Source organism: Methylocystis parvus OBBP (assembly GCF_027571405.1).
Lineage (GTDB): Bacteria > Pseudomonadota > Alphaproteobacteria > Rhizobiales > Beijerinckiaceae > Methylocystis > Methylocystis parva.
In genome coordinates this window covers 4,040,159-4,056,102 of sequence record NZ_CP092968.1, presented here as the reverse complement: position 1 = coordinate 4,056,102, position 15,944 = coordinate 4,040,159, and the positions used below count along the sequence as shown (strand labels likewise).

Annotated in this window: 14 protein-coding genes and 1 tRNA gene; 10 read left to right on the top strand and 5 right to left on the bottom strand. The window is 62.8% G+C overall.

The genetic code is table 11. From position 1 onward, the window contains the following. Positions 1–74 precede the first annotated feature (74 nt). The 3 genes from MMG94_RS19610 to MMG94_RS19600 all read left to right on the top strand — a co-directional run bounded on the left by MMG94_RS19610 (position 75) and on the right by MMG94_RS19600 (position 4,963). Positions 75–1,427, top strand: a complete 1,353-nt coding sequence (locus tag MMG94_RS19610; RefSeq protein ID WP_016918393.1) for a multicopper oxidase family protein — start codon at positions 75–77, stop codon at positions 1,425–1,427. Positions 1,428–1,714: 287 nt separating this feature from the next. Further along, positions 1,715–2,644, top strand: coding sequence for a crotonase/enoyl-CoA hydratase family protein (locus MMG94_RS19605; protein WP_016918392.1), 930 nt, complete (start codon positions 1,715–1,717; stop codon positions 2,642–2,644). Positions 2,645–2,668: 24 nt separating this feature from the next. Next, the gene (locus tag MMG94_RS19600) at positions 2,669–4,963 is read left to right on the top strand and encodes a putative bifunctional diguanylate cyclase/phosphodiesterase (RefSeq protein ID WP_016918391.1); all 2,295 of its coding nucleotides are present in this window, start codon (positions 2,669–2,671) and stop codon (positions 4,961–4,963) included. A gap of 65 nt (positions 4,964–5,028) precedes the next feature. Here the strand turns inward: MMG94_RS19600 and MMG94_RS19595 are convergent, their stop codons facing one another. Then, positions 5,029–5,718, bottom strand: coding sequence for an enoyl-CoA hydratase-related protein (locus MMG94_RS19595; protein WP_016918390.1), 690 nt, complete (start codon positions 5,716–5,718; stop codon positions 5,029–5,031). A gap of 384 nt (positions 5,719–6,102) precedes the next feature. Here MMG94_RS19595 and MMG94_RS19590 point away from each other — a divergent pair, with 384 nt between their 5' ends. Next, entirely contained in the window at positions 6,103–6,675 is a 573-nt protein-coding gene (locus MMG94_RS19590) for a hypothetical protein (protein ID WP_016918389.1), read from the top strand. Positions 6,676–6,759: 84 nt separating this feature from the next. Here MMG94_RS19590 and MMG94_RS19585 read toward each other — a convergent pair whose 3' ends face one another. The 3 genes from MMG94_RS19585 to proS are packed head-to-tail and all read right to left on the bottom strand — an operon-like array spanning position 6,760 to position 10,080. Next, a complete protein-coding gene (locus MMG94_RS19585) occupies positions 6,760–7,443 on the bottom strand; it encodes an ABC transporter ATP-binding protein (RefSeq protein ID WP_016918388.1) in 684 nt (227 codons plus the stop codon). Positions 7,444–7,450: 7 nt separating this feature from the next. Further along, positions 7,451–8,740 (bottom strand): lipoprotein-releasing ABC transporter permease subunit, encoded by a 1,290-nt coding sequence (locus MMG94_RS19580; protein WP_016918387.1) that lies wholly within the window; start codon positions 8,738–8,740, stop codon positions 7,451–7,453. After that, positions 8,737–10,080 carry a proline--tRNA ligase gene (gene proS, locus MMG94_RS19575; RefSeq protein ID WP_016918386.1) on the bottom strand — a complete coding sequence of 448 codons (1,344 nt, stop codon included), beginning with the start codon at positions 10,078–10,080 and terminating at the stop codon, positions 8,737–8,739. Before proS ends, MMG94_RS19580 begins: the two co-directional genes overlap by 4 nt. Positions 10,081–10,288: 208 nt before the next feature. On the opposite strand from proS, the gene MMG94_RS19570 reads away from it, so the two are divergent. Both MMG94_RS19570 and MMG94_RS19565 read left to right on the top strand, forming a co-directional pair. Continuing rightward, complete coding sequence (locus MMG94_RS19570; protein ID WP_016918385.1) at positions 10,289–10,564, top strand: GNAT family N-acetyltransferase; 276 nt, start codon at positions 10,289–10,291, stop codon at positions 10,562–10,564. A 125-nt stretch (positions 10,565–10,689) separates the two neighbouring features. Continuing rightward, positions 10,690–10,830, top strand: coding sequence for a hypothetical protein (locus tag MMG94_RS19565; RefSeq protein ID WP_016918384.1), 141 nt, complete (start codon positions 10,690–10,692; stop codon positions 10,828–10,830). Positions 10,831–10,869: 39 nt separating this feature from the next. On the opposite strand, the gene MMG94_RS19560 is transcribed toward MMG94_RS19565, so the two are convergent. Beyond that, positions 10,870–12,720: an ABC-F family ATP-binding cassette domain-containing protein gene (locus MMG94_RS19560; protein ID WP_016918383.1), complete on the bottom strand. Its 1,851-nt coding sequence runs from the start codon at positions 12,718–12,720 to the stop codon at positions 10,870–10,872. Positions 12,721–12,891: 171 nt separating this feature from the next. Here MMG94_RS19560 and MMG94_RS19555 point away from each other — a divergent pair, with 171 nt between their 5' ends. The 4 genes from MMG94_RS19555 to MMG94_RS19540 all read left to right on the top strand — a co-directional run bounded on the left by MMG94_RS19555 (position 12,892) and on the right by MMG94_RS19540 (position 15,532). Further along, on the top strand, positions 12,892–13,014 hold the full coding sequence (locus MMG94_RS19555) for a hypothetical protein (protein ID WP_270110227.1): 123 nt from the start codon (positions 12,892–12,894) through the stop codon (positions 13,012–13,014). Positions 13,015–13,144: 130 nt separating this feature from the next. After that, positions 13,145–13,220: transfer RNA gene (locus MMG94_RS19550), tRNA-Glu, on the top strand. Between the two features lie 1,413 nt (positions 13,221–14,633). Further along, positions 14,634–14,810, top strand: a complete 177-nt coding sequence (locus MMG94_RS19545) for a hypothetical protein (protein WP_016918379.1) — start codon at positions 14,634–14,636, stop codon at positions 14,808–14,810. Between the two features lie 242 nt (positions 14,811–15,052). After that, positions 15,053–15,532 (top strand): hypothetical protein, encoded by a 480-nt coding sequence (locus MMG94_RS19540; protein ID WP_016918378.1) that lies wholly within the window; start codon positions 15,053–15,055, stop codon positions 15,530–15,532. Positions 15,533–15,944 lie beyond the last annotated feature (412 nt).

Genomic DNA, 15,944 nt, shown 5'->3' with positions numbered 1-15,944 from the left:
CCCGATAAGTTGCTCGCAGCGCCGCCCTGGGTCATAGGGTCGCCTTACCGGAGAAGCCACAGGAGCGCCGCCCCATGCACCCGCTCAATCGCCGCGCCTTCCTGAGCGGCGTCGCCGCCAGCCTCGTTTCGCTCCCGCCCCTCTCGCCCGCCGGCGCGACGTCGCCCATGGGGCCGCGCCTGATCGAGGCCCGGCCCGGAAAGGCGTCGATCGCGGCGAAGGAAACGGACATTCTCGGTTTTGACGGCGCAACTCCCGGCCCCGTCCTGCGCTATAAACAAGGGCAGGAACTGTTCGTCCGGCTGGCGAACAAGACCGACCTGCCCGCCTCGATCCATTGGCACGGCCTGCGGGGCGAGAGCGCCATGGACGGCGTCGCGCCGCTGACTCAAGCGCCTGTCGCGCCGGGGGGCGCGTTCGATTACCGCCGCAAACTGACCGAGCCGGGGCTCTTCTGCTACCGGCCGAGCGTCTACGGGCATACGCCGGAGCTGATGAGCCGCGGTCTGAAGGGCCTGCTGGTCGTCGACGAGGCCGAGCCGCTGCCGGTCGATCACGATCTGCTTCTCGTTCTCGACGACTGGCGGCTCGACGCCCAAGGCAAGGTCGAGGGCGCTTTCGGCGATCGGGAAGAGGCGCGCGGCGCCGGGCGAATCGGCCCGCTCCTCGCCGTCAACGGCAAGACCGCCCCGGCGGTTCGCGAATTCGAGGCGAATTCCCGCGTCAGGCTGCGGCTCGCCAATCTCGCCAACGCCCGGATCATGATCCTGACATTCGACGGCGTGCAGCCTTTCGTCGTCGCGATCGACAGCCAGCCCTGCGAGGCTTTCGAGCCGGTGCGCAAGAGCATTCCCGTGGCCCCGGGGGCGCGATTCGAACTCATCTTCGACATGCCCGCGGCGGAAGGCGCCAAAGCCCGCCTGTTCATGCGCGGCGCCAATGGCGTGGAAAGCGACCTGCTCGTCGCGACCGCGAAGGGCGCGAAGGCGGAAAAGCGGGGCCTCATCTACGCCCTGCCTCAAAACCCGGCGCTTCCGCCGGAAATCAAACTCAACAATGCGAAGAAGATCGATCTCGTCATCGCGCCGGGCTCGGGCGACGGCGCTGGGTGGACGATCAACGGCGTCCAGACAAAGGGTTATGACGGGCCGCCGCTTTTCAAAGTGAAACAGGGGACGCCGGTGACGCTCGGCTATGTCAACAAATCGGCGGTTCCCCTCGCCATGCATGTGCACGGCCATGCGATGCGCCTGCTGCACGATCTCGACGACGGCTGGGAGCCCTATTGGAGAAACGGCGTGATCGTGCCGGCCGGGAAAACCAAGCACGTCGCCTTCGTCGCCGACAGCCCAGGCAGATGGGCGATTCACGACGACATACTGGAACACGAGGCTGCGGGCCTCGCGACTTACTTCGAGACATTCTAAAGACACATCTCACTGAAAATTAAGCAACTTCTACATCCTATTGAAATACATCGGGGATTTTTCCTTTTTTTTCAGATTTGCGGCCGATAATCGATTGCAGACCAAAATACAACTTTGGATTGTAATGCGGATCAGCCGGGCGCGCTCGCGTTCGCCGCTGGTCGCGCGCCGGACGGACGCATGACCCCGATCATCGCTGCGAGACCAGTTTTCTCTGGCGGGCGTCCACTCGACGCAAGCGCGGCGGGACAACGCATTTGCACCAAATTTTTTATCGAGAGACTTCCATGACGGAAATTGTCTTCCGCGGCCCCAAGGATCCCAAGGAGTTTCCTCACTGGCGCTTCCAGACGCTCGACATCGAGCATCATCCCGAAACGGCGTCCATCTGGATGAACTACCGGGAAGACGCGCCTCAGTGCTATTCTCTCGAAATGCTCGTCGAGTTGCTGCAATTACGCGATTCGCTGCGTGCCCTTTGCGCGTCAGGGCGCACGAGCGAATTCCCTTTTCGCTATCTTGTCATGGCCGCCAAGCGGCCCGGCGTGTTTTCGCTCGGCGGCGACCTCGCGACCTTCGCGGCCGCGATCCGCCGGCAGGACCTCGCAACTCTGATCACTTACGCGCATGCTTGCGTCGACCTCGTCTACAGCTATTCGCAGAGCCTGGACCTTCCGATCGTCACGCTCTGCTCCGTGCATGGCCAATGTCTGGGCGGCGCGCTCGAGGCGGCGCTTGCCTTCGATTTCATCATCGCCGAAGAAAACGCCATGTTCGGGCTCCCGGAAGTCGCGTTCAACACCTTTCCCGGAATGGGCGCCGTCACGATGCTCACCCGCCGGGTCGGCTCCGCGCTAACTCAGCAGATTATCATGAGCGGGCAGACCTATTCGGGGCGGGAAATGTTCGAGCTCGAAGTCATAGATCAGATCACGGCCCCGGGCGGCGCGCGCGCGGCCGCGATCGAATGGATGCGCGAGACCGGCGACAAGAAGTGGCGTCGCCGTCGCGCCATAGCGGAGGCGCGCCGCCGCAGCCATCCGATCACGCATGACGAACTCATTCGCATCACCGAGCTCTGGGCCGAATGTTCGGCGCGCATCGAAGAGCGGGATTTGAGGCATATGGAGCGTCTCGTGCGGGCGCAGAAGCGGCTGATCGGCGCGACGGACAGGGCGGCGAAGGCCGAGCGCTCCTTTGAATCTAACTCGTTCTGACGTGAGGGAGGACAGGCGTATCAAATGAAAGCCTCGACCAATCCAAACGCCTCCGCGGATGCGGAAATCTACGCGGATCTCGTCGAGACTCTGTTCGATACGACGCACACGCTGATCACCGGCATATTGTCGGGCGTTCTCGTTCCGACGATCGCCTGGCTCTCCACCGGCAACGCTTCTTATCTGGGGCTCGTCGCGCTGATGACGACCGTCGGCGCCTATCGCGTCGAAGTGCTGCTGGCGCATCAGCGCGCCCCGATCAAGAAGCGGCGCATCGAGGCGGCCAAGTGGGAGATGCTCTATGCGAGCGGCGCGATCGTCTTCATGGCGCTGCTCGGCTTCTCGGCGGCGATCCTGTTCAATTATCACCACAACGAGATGATCGGCTATTACGGCGTGATCATCATGACCGGCGTCACCGGCAATCTCGCCGCCCGCAACGCGGCTCGGCCCAATATCGTCTTCTGGCAGGTGATGGGCACCTGCATGCCCCTCGCCTTCACGCTCTTCTTCAATTTCTCGCCCTGGTACTGGGGGATTTCGGCCTTCCTCTTTTTCGGCGCGATATCCGTCTTCAAGACGACCAAATTCCTGCAGGGCCATCTCGAATCCGCTCTGCGCAACGGGCTCGACGCCATGCGTCAGCGCCAGAAGTTCAGCATCGCGCTGAACTCCATGACGCACGGGCTCTGCATGGGCGACGCCGACCTGAACATTACGGTCCTCAATCGCCGTATCGTCGAATTTTTCGGCATCGTCGCGGCGACAACGCCGATAAAGCTCGAATCGCTGGCTCATGCGATCGGCCGCAGCGTCGACATGTCGCCCGCCGAAACAGCGCTTTTCACCGAAAGGTGGATGCGCCATGCGGCGATGGCCCATGCCAACGTCTTCATGCACAAAGTCGGCGACCGCTATTTCGACTTCCATTGCGAGCGCGCGGACGGCGGCGCCTTCATCACGGTCATCGAGGACGTGACGACCAAGCAGCGGGCGCTGCGCGAAATCGAGCGCATCGCGCATTTCGACGAGCTGACGGGTCTGCCCAATCGCTACCAGTTCCAGGACACGCTGGGCGAGGACCTGTCGCAACTGAGGCAGGGCGACCGCTCTCTGGCCCTGCTCAATATCGATCTCGACCGTTTCAAGGAAGTCAACGACACGCTCGGTCACGTGATCGGCGACCAGCTCCTCGCCCATGTGGGCGCGCGTCTCAGCGCATGCGCGCCGACGCCCGATCTCGTCGCGCGCCTCGGCGGCGACGAATTCTGCGTCCTCATGCGCGCTTCGCCCTCGTCGGAGAAGATCGACGATATGGCGAGCCGCGTCCTCAACGAGATGCGGCGCCCGTTTCTGATCGAGGGACACAGGATCACGATCGGCGCGAGCATCGGCGTCGCCATCGCGCCCAAGGACGCGAATACGCCGATCGGCCTGCTGAAATGCAGCGACCTCGGGCTCTACAAGGCGAAGACGAGCGCGCGCGGCACGGCGGTTTGGTACACGCCGCAAATGCAGGATGAGCTGCTCAAAAAGCGTCAGATCGAGGACGAGCTGCGGGAGGCCTTGGGACGCGACGAGCTGAGCGTCTTTTATCAGCCGATCGTGGATTCGCGCCGCGGTCTGGTCGTGGCCATGGAGGCGCTGCTGCGCTGGCGCCATCCGGAACGCGGCATGATATCCCCCGGCGTATTCATACCGATCGCCGAGGAGACCGGTCTCATCGTCGAAATCGGCGCCTGGGTTCTCCGCCAGGCCTGCCGCGACGCCACCGCCTGGCCGTCCCATATCCGTGTTGCGGTCAATTTGGCTCCCCTGCAATTTCAGGAGGCCGACCTCCTCGATACGATCTCGGAGGCGCTGGCCGAGTCCGGCCTCGCGCCGGACAGGCTGGAGCTGGAAATCACCGAGTCGGCGCTCATCTCCAATACGATCGACGTCGAAGCCAAGCTGAAGTCGATCGCGGCTCTCGGAGCGCGCCTCGCGCTGGACGATTTCGGAACCGGCTATAGCAGCCTGAGCTATCTCAACCGGTTCCCGGTCAGGAAAGTGAAGATCGATCAGGCCTTCTCCCGTCAGGCGATCGACTCGCCGAAAACGCAGGCGATCATCAGCGCGATTTCCGCCCTCGCCCGCGATCTCGATCTCGACCTCGTCGCCGAGGGCGTCGAGACGCACGCCCAGCTCGCCTTCATGGCGAGCAAAAGCATTTTCCTGATTCAGGGCTTTCTCTACAGCAAGCCGCGCCCCATCGAGGAACTTCTGCCGCTCCTCGAGAATTGGGCGGACGCTCCCCGGCTGGAGGACGTCGCGGCCTGAGATCGTCTCCCTGGCGCGCGGGACGTCGCGCCAGGGAGCGCCGCGAACGCTCTCAACTTCCGCCTTTAGCCTCGATCGACCATGTCGACGGGGCGGCGGTCGATCGGCGGCTCGGCCATGCGCTGCGCCCGGAAAATGGCGTGCGAGGCGTTGTACCGGCGCTCGAACTGGGTCAGATAGGCCAAAATACCTTCAAACGCCGCCTGCTCCGGCACGACGTCCTTGACCAGCATGAGGTCTCTCGCCTCCACCGCCGACAGCAGGCGCTCGCTTTCGACAAGCCGCTCGGCCTTGGCGAAACCGATGCGCCGGCCCAGGGCGGCGTAGAGGCCGAACAGGTCGAAGGGCTCGCCGGCGAAGGAAAAGCGCGCGCCGGTCTCGGCGACGAGCGCCGAGCAGTTCATGGCGAAGTCGAAGTCGAGACCGTTCATCAGCGAGCGCGCCCAGGCGATCGTGATGACCGGCGTATCGACGATCAACTCCGCATTCGCCGAGACCATGTCGGAGAAACCTTCCGGAGCCCTCGTCGCCTCGGCGCCGCCTTCCGCGAAGTCGAAGACGAGAAATTTGAGCGAGGGGTGCGCGCCCCCTTCGATCTCCCGCAGGACGCCGGAAATGACGTCGACGCTCGCGCGGTCGAATCCCGCGCGCGTCTTGGAGATGACCAGAGCGTCCCTGTCTCTCAGCCAGTTGAGCCTGACGCCCGCCGGGCTAGGGGTGAACGCGGACCAATCTTTACTCGATACAAGTCCCATCTTCGCCTCTGGGCTGAACCGGCGTATCGCCGATGGTTAAACAAAGCTTAACGCAACAGGGACGAATTGAGTAAAGGCAAATGGACGCGCGACGCGATTTCGCGTTCTTAGGGTTAATGCGCGCGACTTGCCGCATTCGAACGCTTGGGAGGAGGGCGCGCGCCGGGGCCGCGTCTTGGCGAGATGCGCATGGCGTGTGGCCGAAGGTCGCGGGACAGGCGCTCTTGAATTGATATAAGATAATTGAGAAGTAATGTTGGCGTCCTCCGCCCTTCCGGGAGTGGACGAGCCGAGGCGCTTTATTGGAGCCTGGCGATCGCGGCGGCACACGAGACAACCGCTCGGCAAAGAAGCGGCAGACGAATATTTAGAGGGAGAAACAGGATGAAAATGCGCTTTCTCGTCGCCATGACTCTGGCGACGGTCGGTTGGGTCGCTCAGGCGCATGCGCATGGCGACGTCGGCTCCAACCAGGGCCAGTGCCTGATGAAGATCGGGCCGGACACCATGAGCTTTACCGGCTATCAGCCTCTCAAGTCGCGCGAGCAGTTCTGCGACGACATTCCGGACGCCGGCCCGACCATCATCACCCTCGACGCGCAGCAGGACGAATTGCGCGAAATGAACCTCGAAATGCGCGTTCTCCGCGACGTCGGCCAGAAGGACGACAATGAGAATCTCGAGGCGAACACCGAATATTTCTCGCCGCCGAAGAAGTATAAGACCGGCACGCTGACCTTCGATCACAATTTCGCGAATGAAGGCAAGTATATCGGCCTTGTGAAGGCGAAGAGCGACGACGGCAGCAAGGAATATATCGCCCGCTTCCCCTTCTCGGTCGGTCTCACCGCCACGAAGGACATGACCATCGCCATCTTCTTCGGCGTGCTGGCCGCGGTCGGCTTCGGCCTCTGGTATAAGAACCAGTTCGTCGACAAAAAGAAAAAGTCCGCCTGATCCGGCATTCGCACGGCGCCGCATCGCCGGCGCCCTCGCCTTTCGAAGCCGGGCTCGCCCGGCTTCTTTCATTTAGCGGCGTCGTTAGGCGAGCTCTTCTATGCGGCCGTCTCGCAGAGTCACCCGTCGATCCATCTGCTCGGCGAGGTCAAGATTGTGGGTGGCGATGACCGCCGCCAGCCCGGATTGCCGGGCGAGAGTCATCAGCGTCGCAAAGACATGCTCCGCCGTGCGCGGGTCCAGATTGCCGGTCGGCTCGTCGGCGAGGAGCAGATGTGGGGCGTTAGCGACGGCGCGGGCGATCGCCACCCTCTGCTGTTCGCCGCCCGAAAGCTCCGACGGACGGTGCGAGGCGCGCGCGCCGAGGCGCAGATAATCGAGCAGTTGCTGCGCCCTCCCCTCGGCCTCCTGACGGTCGAGACCGTTGATCATCTGCGGCAGCGCGATGTTCTCCAGCGCGGAGAATTCCGGCAGCAGATGGTGAAACTGATAGATGAAGCCGATGGTCGCGCGGCGCAGATTGGTGCGCTCCGCGTCGCTCATCTTCGAGGTCGGCGCGGAATTGATCAGAGTCTCGCCGGCGTCGGCGCGCTCCAGCAGACCGGCGATATGGAGCAGCGTCGATTTGCCTGCCCCCGACGGCGCGACGAGCGCGACCGTCTCCCCGGGATAGATCGAGAGATTGATGTCGACGAGAATGTCGAGACGCGCCGCCCCCTCGCGGTAATGGCGCGCGATGTTGCGCAATTCAAGAACGGCGTCGCTCATGCGTCTCTCACTCGTGCCGCAGCGCTTCGATCGGATCGAGCGAAGCCGCCTTCCAGGCGGGGAAGATCGAGGCGAGAACGGCGATGACGAGCGTCATGACGACGATGACCGTCACTTCGCGCGTATCGACGACCGCCGGAAGCCGTGACAGAAAATAAAATTCCGCCGGAAACAGATTGGCGTCGAAAGCCTTGTTCAGGACAGTGCGGATCGTCTCGAGATTTTCCGCGATCAGGAGGCCGAGCAGGAAGCCCGCAATCGTTCCCACGACGCCGATCGACGCGCCGATGATGAGGAAGACGCGCAGCACGGCGCCTCGCGAGGCGCCGATCGTGCGCAGGATGGCGATGTCCTGCGTCTTGTCCTTCACCAGCATCGTCAGGCCCGAGATGATGTTGAAAGCCGCAACGATGACGATGAGCGTGAGGATGATGAAGAGGATGTTCTTTTCGACCTGCAGCGTGTCGAAGAAGGTCTTGTTCCGCTGGCGCCAGTCGGTGACGATCACGGGCCGCGTCACCGCCTTTTCAAAGCGCGCGCGGAACAGGTCCATCTGCTCGGGCTCGTCGACGAAGACCTCGATGACCGTCGCCTCATTGTCCTTGTTGAAGAAAGCCTGCGCCTCGGCAAGCGGCATGTAGACAAAGACATTGTCGAATTCCGACATGCCGATCGAAAAGATCGCCGTGACCGTATAGGCCTTGATGCGCGGCGCGACGCCGAAGGGCGTCTGCGCGCCCTTGGCGATGAGGAGGCTCACCTTGTCGCCGGTCGTGACGCCGAGCGTTTCGGCGAGGCGCTGGCCCACGGCGACCCCCTCCGCTTTGTCGAAGCCCGCAAGGGCCCCGATCTTCACATTGCCGGCGATGCCCGGCAGGCGGACGAGGTCCTTCTCCCGCACGCCGCGCACCAGCACGCCGGACTGGCCGAACTGGGTGGAGATGCCGGCGGCGCCCTCGACCATGGGAATGGCGAGCTTCACGCCCTGCACTTTTTCCGTCCTGGCGGAGACGTCGTCCCAATCCGTGAAGGGCGTCTCGACGGCCTGCAGAAAGGCGTGGCCGTTAATGCCCATGATCTTGTCCATCAGCTCGCGATGGAAGCCGTTCATCACCGAGGTGACGACGATCAGCGTCGCGACGCCGAGCATGATGCCGAGGAAGGAAAAGCCCGCAATGACAGAGACGAAGCCGTCGGCGCGGCGTGCGCGCACATAACGCAGCGCCACCATCCATTCGAAGCGCGAAAAGGCTTTTGCGCCCTTCGCCGGCGCCGTCGCGGCTGCGGTCTCGCTCATGCGCCCGCCTGCTTCACGGCCTCGACGATGCGCGCCACGGCGTCCGCCGGCGCGAGCATTTCGCGCTCGCCGGTCTTGCGGCGCTTCACTTCCACCTTGCCGTCAGCCAGTCCCTTCGGGCCGACGAGAATCTGCCAGGGCAGGCCGATCAGATCGAGCGTCGCGAATTTCGCCCCCGGCCGCTCGTCCCGATCGTCATGCAGCGCGTCGAGCCCGGCGTTTTCGAGCTGCTGGACGAGCTCGCCGCAGACCTTGCCTGTCGCCGCGTCGCCGACCTTCAGATCCGCCACGCCGACATGGAAGGGCGCGACCGTCTCCGGCCAGACGATGCCGGCGTCGTCATGGAAGGCCTCAATGATCGCGGCGACGAGGCGCGACGGGCCGATGCCGTAGGAACCCATCTGCACGACGACCTCCTTGCCGTCCGGGCCGTTCACCACGGCCTTCATGGGCTCGGAATATTTTGTGCCGAAGTAGAAAATATGGCCGACCTCGATGCCGCGCGCGGCGACCTTGGCGTCGTCCGGCACCGCCGCGAAGGCCGCCGCGTCGTGCATCTCGCTCGTCGCGGCGTAGCGGCTCGTCCATTTGTCGAAGAGTCTCTGAAGCCCGGCGACGTCGTCGAAATCGACATTGGCGGGCGGCGGGGCGAAGGACAGGAAGTCCTTGTGGCAATAGACCTCGCTCTCGCCGGTATCGGCGAGGATGATGAACTCGTGGCTGAGATTGCCGCCGATCGGGCCGGTGTCGGCGGCCATGGGGATCGCCGTCAAACCCATGCGCGCGAAGGTGCGCAGGTAAGCCACGAACATCTTGTTATAGGAGTGCCGGCTGCCCTCGGCCGTGAGATCGAAGGAATAGGCGTCCTTCATGAGAAACTCTCGCGAGCGCATGACGCCGAAGCGCGGCCGAACCTCGTCGCGGAACTTCCACTGAATGTGATAGAGATTGAGTGGGAGATCCTTGTAGGAGCGCACATAGGCGCGGAAAATCTCCGTGATCATCTCCTCATTGGTGGGCCCGAAGAGCATTTCCCGCTCGTGCCGGTCCTGAATGCGCAGCATCTCCTTGCCATAGGCGTCGTAGCGCCCGGATTCGCGCCAGAGATCCGCCGACTGGATCACCGGCATCAGGCATTCGACGGCGCCGGCGCGGTTCTGCTCCTCCCGAATGATGCGGGTGATGTTGTTGAGAACCTTCAGCCCCAGCGGCAGCCAGGCGTAAATGCCGGCCGATTCCTGCCGGATCATGCCCGCCCGCAGCATCAGCCGGTGCGAGACGATCTCGGCCTCCTTGGGCGTCTCGCGCAGGATCGGCAGGAAGTAACGGGACAGGCGCATCTCAAGTTTCCATTCGCGATTCGAGGAGGCAGAGCATAACGGCGGCTTGCGGGCGGTTGAAGCGCGGGGCGCGGGAAAAGGCAAGCGAGTTGGGCGACGGCGCTCTCCGCGCCGCGACGCGGACGTAAGCCGCCCTCCTTCGGGGACGGCGCCGCCCTTCCCTTTCGGTCGCCGGGGCGCCATGTCGGGGGCGGAACAGGAGGTTCGAATGGAACAGGAAGTGCGGCAAAATCCGGCGAAGAGCCGTTTCGAACTGGAAATCGACGGGTCGCTGGCGCTCGCCGAATATGTGCTGGAAGACGGGGTGATGACCTTCACCCACACGGAGTCGCCTGCGGCGCTACAGGGGCGCGGCGCGGCGTCGAAGCTGATCCACGGGGCGCTTTTGCAGGCGCGGGCGCAGGGATTGAGGGTACGGGCGACCTGCTCATTCGTCGTCGCTTATCTGAAGCGGCACAGAGAATTCGCGGATTTGGAAATTTAATTCCGCCGAACGTCACAAACTGTCACACTACCGTAATAATCTTTTGCTCCTGGCAATTTTTTCAGGCGTTGCGAGAGCTACATTACCAAGTTGCGGCATCAAAGACTGCAACTTGGGAGATAGCCATGAAGCTGATTCTGACCGTCGCGCTGACCACGCTTTTGGCGTTGTCCGCAATTGGACCGGCGGCGGCTAATTCCACCGCCTATTACGACTGCTACAATCATTACAGCTCCAACTGCGACACGCCCTCCGGAGCCTGCTGAGCGTGTCCGAGGGTCCGACCGGCGAGCGCCGCCGGTCGGTTACCCCTCCGCCTCCGCCGCCAGTTCCAGCCATTGCTCTTCGGCTAAGGCCAGCGCCTTGGCGAGCTCCTCGCGCTGAGACGCGAGCTTGGCCGCCTCCTGCGGATTGCGCGAAAAAGCGTCAGGGGCCGCGAGCGCTTCGTCCACCCGCGCCAGAAGCTGCGAGAATTTCTCGACCTTCGCCTCGGCCTCCGCGAGTTTGCGGCGATAAAATCCAGCGTCGCGCCGCTTCGGCGCGGCTTCCGCGACCTGCGCGGGCTCGGATTCGCGCCTGGACGCCTCGGTCTTACTCTTCGACAGCACGAGCCTGGCGTAGTCGTCCATATCGCCGTCGAACGGCTTGACCGTGCCCTGATCGACGAGCCACAGCCGGTCGGCGCAGGCCTCCAGCAGATAGCGGTCATGCGAGACCAGCACGACGGCCCCCTCATAATCCATGATCGCCTCGATCAGCGCAGCGCGGCTGTCGATGTCGAGATGGTTCGTCGGCTCGTCGAGAATGAGAAGATGCGGCGAATTGAACGCCGTGACGCCCATCAGGAGCCGCGCTTTCTCGCCGCCGGAGAGATGCGCGACTTTCGTATCCGCGCGGGCGCCGGAAAAGCCGGTCTGCGCCGCGCGCGAGCGCACCCGCGCCTCGGGCGCGTCCGGCATCAGCCGCGAGAAGACGAGGTAAGGCGTGTCGTTCTCGTTGAGATCGTCGACCTGATGCTGCGCGAAGAACCCCGCCTCCAGCTTCGCGGCGCGCACCATCTCGCCGGCCAAGGGCTCGAGCCGCCCGCCGAGCAGCTTGGCGAAGGTCGATTTGCCGTTGCCATTGGCGCCCAAGAGCCCGATGCGGTCGTCATTCGAGATCGACAGCGTCAGGCGCGACAGCACCACGCGCTCGCCATAGCCCACGCTCGCCTTGTCGAGCGCGATGATCGGCGGCGAGAGCGGTTTTTCGGGCGACGGCAGATGGATCGGCAGCACGCTGTCGTCGACGATGGCCGCGACCGGCTCCATTTTCTCCAGCATTTTGAGGCGGGACTGCGCCTGCCGCGCTTTCGTGGCCTTGGCGCGGAAGCGGTCCACGAAGGCCTGCAGATGCTTGCGCTTTTCCTCCGCCTTCCTGGCGCCCTTGGCGGCGATCAGCGCCGCCTCGCGCCGCTGCTTTTCGAAAGACGTGTAATCGCCCTTGTAGAGCGTCAGCCTGCCGCGTTCGAGATGAAGGATATGCGTCGCGACGTCGTCAAGCAGGTCGCGATCATGGCTGATGACGATCACGCTCGCCGGGTAGCGCGCAAGGTAATCCACAAGCCACAGCGTGCCTTCGAGGTCGAGATAGTTGGTCGGCTCGTCGAGCAGCAGCAGATCGGGGGCGGAAAACAACACCGCCGCCAGCGCGACGCGCATGCGCCAGCCGCCGGAAAATTCGGAGAGCGGCCGCTGCTGCCCCTCGGCGTCGAAACCGAGGCCGTGGAGAATGGCCGCCGCGCGGGCGGGGGCGGCGTGAGCGTCGATGTCGGCGAGGCGAGTCTGGATCTCAGCGATGTCGTGAGCGTTATGCTCCGTCTCGGCGCGCTCCAGAAGCTCCGCGCGCTCGACGTCCGCCGCCAGCACGAAATCGATGAGCTTGGTCGGTCCGCCGGGCGCTTCCTGCTCCACCCGCCCCAGCCGCGTGCGCGCCGGCAGCGCGATATTGCCCGATTCTGCGGCAATTTCGCCTGCGATGAGGCGAAACAGCGTCGTCTTTCCAGCCCCGTTGCGGCCGACAAAGCCGGCGCGCGAACGCCCCGGCAAAAAAACGCCCGCATGATCGAAAATGAGCCTTTCGCCGAGGCGGTAGGTGAGGTCGTTGATGGTGAGCATGGCCGCAAGCCCAGTAACAGGCTCGCGCCGGCGTCGCTAGGCAGATTCGAACGGCGCCCGCAAAAGGGCGCACAGGTCAAGGCATGCTACTTGCTTATTCGAAATCAAGCGGCGGGAACAAGGGAAGGAGAAAACCCGAGGCGCATCGACTCGAATGAAAGGCGCAAGGTCATGCATCCCGACATGGAAGCCTATCTTTGGATCACGGTGAAAGCCTTCGGTTTCGCGCTGATCGGCATTTACGCCACGCGCATCGCGCGTTACGCCTATGACGCGATGATCTGGGGCGTCTGACCGCGGATCGAATCCGCCCGGCGACGACAGCGCCGGAACAGTGCAGGAAAGAGCGCGCGGAGACTTGTCTTGCGCCCCGCGCCCCTCTATACAGCCCTCGCTCGCGCCGCGATCCGCAGGCGCAAGCCCCGCGCCCATCGTCTAGAGGCCTAGGACGTCGCCCTTTCACGGCGAAAACAGGGGTTCGAATCCCCTTGGGCGCGCCAGTAAAATCAATAAGTTACGATCCATAGATTCCAAAACGTCTAATATCCGTCGAATAAACGCCTACGGACGTTAGCGGACTTAGGCGGCATTTACGCCCACTGCCCTCCCCTCACTTCCCATCCCGAGCGCGCGATACCGCGACCAATCCCGCGGAGAGTTCCCTGCAACATGCGCCGCCCGCGCCGTGACGATAAACCCTTTCCATGTGCGGCGCCTTCCAGATTGCCCCACGAAGCGAGCCGAAGAGAATGTTTCCGGAACCAGATAATTCTGACGCTCCGACAGGAGCTTATTGCGCGGCATGCACGAAAGCCGAACAAACACGCAATTTATAGGAATTGCTTTGTAATGGCAGGCATTTGGGCGGCGCCCCCTACTTTGTCTCACATCCCGCTCGCCCGATCGGCGGCGAGTCCGGCCGGAGAGCGTCCGGCCGCAGGCGTACGAGACGTCGACCGCGCGCAATACCGAGACTGCGTCGGCTTTTGCCTATCGTCTCGGCGGTGGTTGTGGTGAACGCAGAATTCCCGCTCGCAACTTTCCCGGCGTGCTGGTTGCCCTTAAACGAATCCGCCTTCGTCTCCGGGTGAAGCGCTCTAGTTCGCCTTTCGGCGGGAGAGGCCCATATATGTAACATCGCCGAGAAACCGGACAGTAGGCACATCGGCGGCAGAGAGACGCTGCGTGCTCCCGCTTACCGCGAACCGGAGCACGCGATGCAAGACATCGTTGACGTAATCACTTCTTGCTCACAGGCGCTCACTAACTTCCAAGAGCGTGCAGAGAAATCGCAAATTTCAAGCGACAACATGATCGCCGGAACCAAAAAGGCCATTGCCGATTCACAACGGTTGATGCGCCGCATAGATGGCGACGCTACTATGCCACGTTCCGTAGATGGAACATTTGCCTCCTTATCTTCGCCGCCGCCCATGCCATCCGCAGACATTGCGACCAGCTCCACCCGAGCCCAAAGCGCTTTCCGTCCCTGTAGCGTTTGTGGGCGTCCCGCATAATGACGGCGCGGTCGAAGCGTCCGCCCCTCAACGGGCGACAATCGAAGTTATGCGTCGCGCCTTGGAATCCGCCGGCGTCGAATTCATCCCTGAGAACCGCGGCGGGCCGGGCGTAAGATTGAAGAAGGCGATCCCGCCAGAGGCTTGAAGGGAGACAGCGCGGCGTTAGATGACAAGGCCAGGGCGCGATCAGCGCCTTTCCCTCCCAGGGGAGTGCGCCCAGCCCGGTCTTCAGAAGGCCGGGCTTTGCATTTTTGAAGGCCCAAGGATCATGGCGAACAAGCAGCAACGCGGCAATCGCGAGGCGAAGAAGCCGAAGAAACTTAAGGTAAAGGCCACGGACCCGGCGACGGGTTTCGGAATCATTGATCGCGCCCGCGAGTCGGCGGGCAAGAGATGATTGGCGACGAAATTCCGACCGGCGCCCTGGCTCTGGCCGCTGTTGGCGCCGTCATCGGGGCGGTGCTGGGATATCTCGCAAAGGGGTTCGATATCGCCGCTCCATTTGCGATTATCGGCGCGACCGCTGCCGGCCTGATCGGACAGCGCCTCGATAGAGCCGCGCGTTCGTAGCGCTTGCCCGCAATGGCCATCGCCAGAGACCATCCGGATGCTTGTTTGTCTGTCGATGAGATTGCGAAGCTGATGGAAGCATGCGGAGCGAAATCTCCGTCCCCCAGCGTGTAGCCTTGGAGTGGCGAGCCGCGCCGTCGCTACATCCGCGCTCGGCCGGCTCTGTCCAAAGTAGGCAGCGTCGGAACGCAACAAAAACGCCGTTCGAGCGTTATCGACACTTTCGCTGGAGAGTGAGCAATATGACTACGATGGCGGAGGCCCTAGCAGAGGAGCGAGCACAGGATGAATGGATGATCCGGAGCACGCTAGGGAAAGCCATTCATCAGTCGCTTCAAACTATCGTCCGTGAGCCGCTTCCCAATGAAATGGCGCTGCTATTGCTGCGATTGGCGGCAGCTCAGGCTACGAGCAGTAATGAAGCATGGAACGGTCGTCTGTCCGAACTCGACATAGCAACCCGGCATGTCGCTAGGGGAAAACTAATCATTGCCCGCCAACGGGAGCGGATCGTCCAGCTCCAAGCGGAACAGCGCTCGAACGAAGATGCTCGGCACATGCTGGATACATTCGTCGAAACGCTCGCGTTGCTTGAACATCATTTACACCTCCTGCGTGATGAGACTGAAGGCAAAGACCAAAAACCCGAATGGATCTTTTCGCGCTTGGCTGCTCGAATCCCGGCCGCCCCTGCTTTGACAGCGATCGCAGCGTTAAACTAGGGCTTGGTTTCTTGTTCAGGAAACGGCGCCTGCATTACGTTGAGCGCTTTGCTCTCTGCCAAGATCGACGCGAGGCGCGTTCCCGCGTTTTTCCCGATCAACCAACCTTATGACTTCCTCGCAGCCTGAAAGGATGCGCTGAAAGTTATCGGGCGCTTCTGCGACTTTCATTCTCGCGAGAATGATTTCCGACTCCCGGATGCACCGCAGGCTACCAGCTAATAGAGCCGCCGTTCGTTCGAAAAGCTCGCCGCGCTTATTGCACTTCTGCGGCTCCTTTGCGCTGAGCGCTGGTAGGGACCGGCACTTTTGCGCGCGATGAAGCTGCCGCTCGACCAGTCGATGCATTGGCGAACCGTCATCCGCGTGACCGAAGGGATCAAAATGCCGTAAAAGGATAAGCCTTTGACTT

Bases quoted from the DNA above. Each gene is read 5' to 3' on its own strand.
- MMG94_RS19560 (WP_016918383.1), bottom strand. From the start codon at position 12,720: ATGCTCACCATCAACGACCTCACCTACCGCCTCGGCGAAAGGCTCATT.
- MMG94_RS19580 (WP_016918387.1), bottom strand. From the start codon at position 8,740: ATGAGCGAGACCGCAGCCGCGACGGCGCCGGCGAAGGGCGCAAAAGCC.
- MMG94_RS19545 (WP_016918379.1), top strand. From the start codon at position 14,634: ATGATTGGCGACGAAATTCCGACCGGCGCCCTGGCTCTGGCCGCTGTT.
- MMG94_RS19540 (WP_016918378.1), top strand. From the start codon at position 15,053: ATGACTACGATGGCGGAGGCCCTAGCAGAGGAGCGAGCACAGGATGAA.
- MMG94_RS19565 (WP_016918384.1), top strand. From the start codon at position 10,690: ATGAAGCTGATTCTGACCGTCGCGCTGACCACGCTTTTGGCGTTGTCC.
- MMG94_RS19555 (WP_270110227.1), top strand. From the start codon at position 12,892: ATGCATCCCGACATGGAAGCCTATCTTTGGATCACGGTGAAAGCCTTC.
- MMG94_RS19590 (WP_016918389.1), top strand. From the start codon at position 6,103: ATGAAAATGCGCTTTCTCGTCGCCATGACTCTGGCGACGGTCGGTTGG.
- proS (WP_016918386.1), bottom strand. From the start codon at position 10,080: ATGCGCCTGTCCCGTTACTTCCTGCCGATCCTGCGCGAGACGCCCAAG.
- MMG94_RS19600 (WP_016918391.1), top strand. From the start codon at position 2,669: ATGAAAGCCTCGACCAATCCAAACGCCTCCGCGGATGCGGAAATCTAC.
- MMG94_RS19610 (WP_016918393.1), top strand. From the start codon at position 75: ATGCACCCGCTCAATCGCCGCGCCTTCCTGAGCGGCGTCGCCGCCAGC.
- MMG94_RS19570 (WP_016918385.1), top strand. From the start codon at position 10,289: ATGGAACAGGAAGTGCGGCAAAATCCGGCGAAGAGCCGTTTCGAACTG.
- MMG94_RS19585 (WP_016918388.1), bottom strand. From the start codon at position 7,443: ATGAGCGACGCCGTTCTTGAATTGCGCAACATCGCGCGCCATTACCGC.
- MMG94_RS19605 (WP_016918392.1), top strand. From the start codon at position 1,715: ATGACGGAAATTGTCTTCCGCGGCCCCAAGGATCCCAAGGAGTTTCCT.
- MMG94_RS19595 (WP_016918390.1), bottom strand. From the start codon at position 5,718: ATGGGACTTGTATCGAGTAAAGATTGGTCCGCGTTCACCCCTAGCCCG.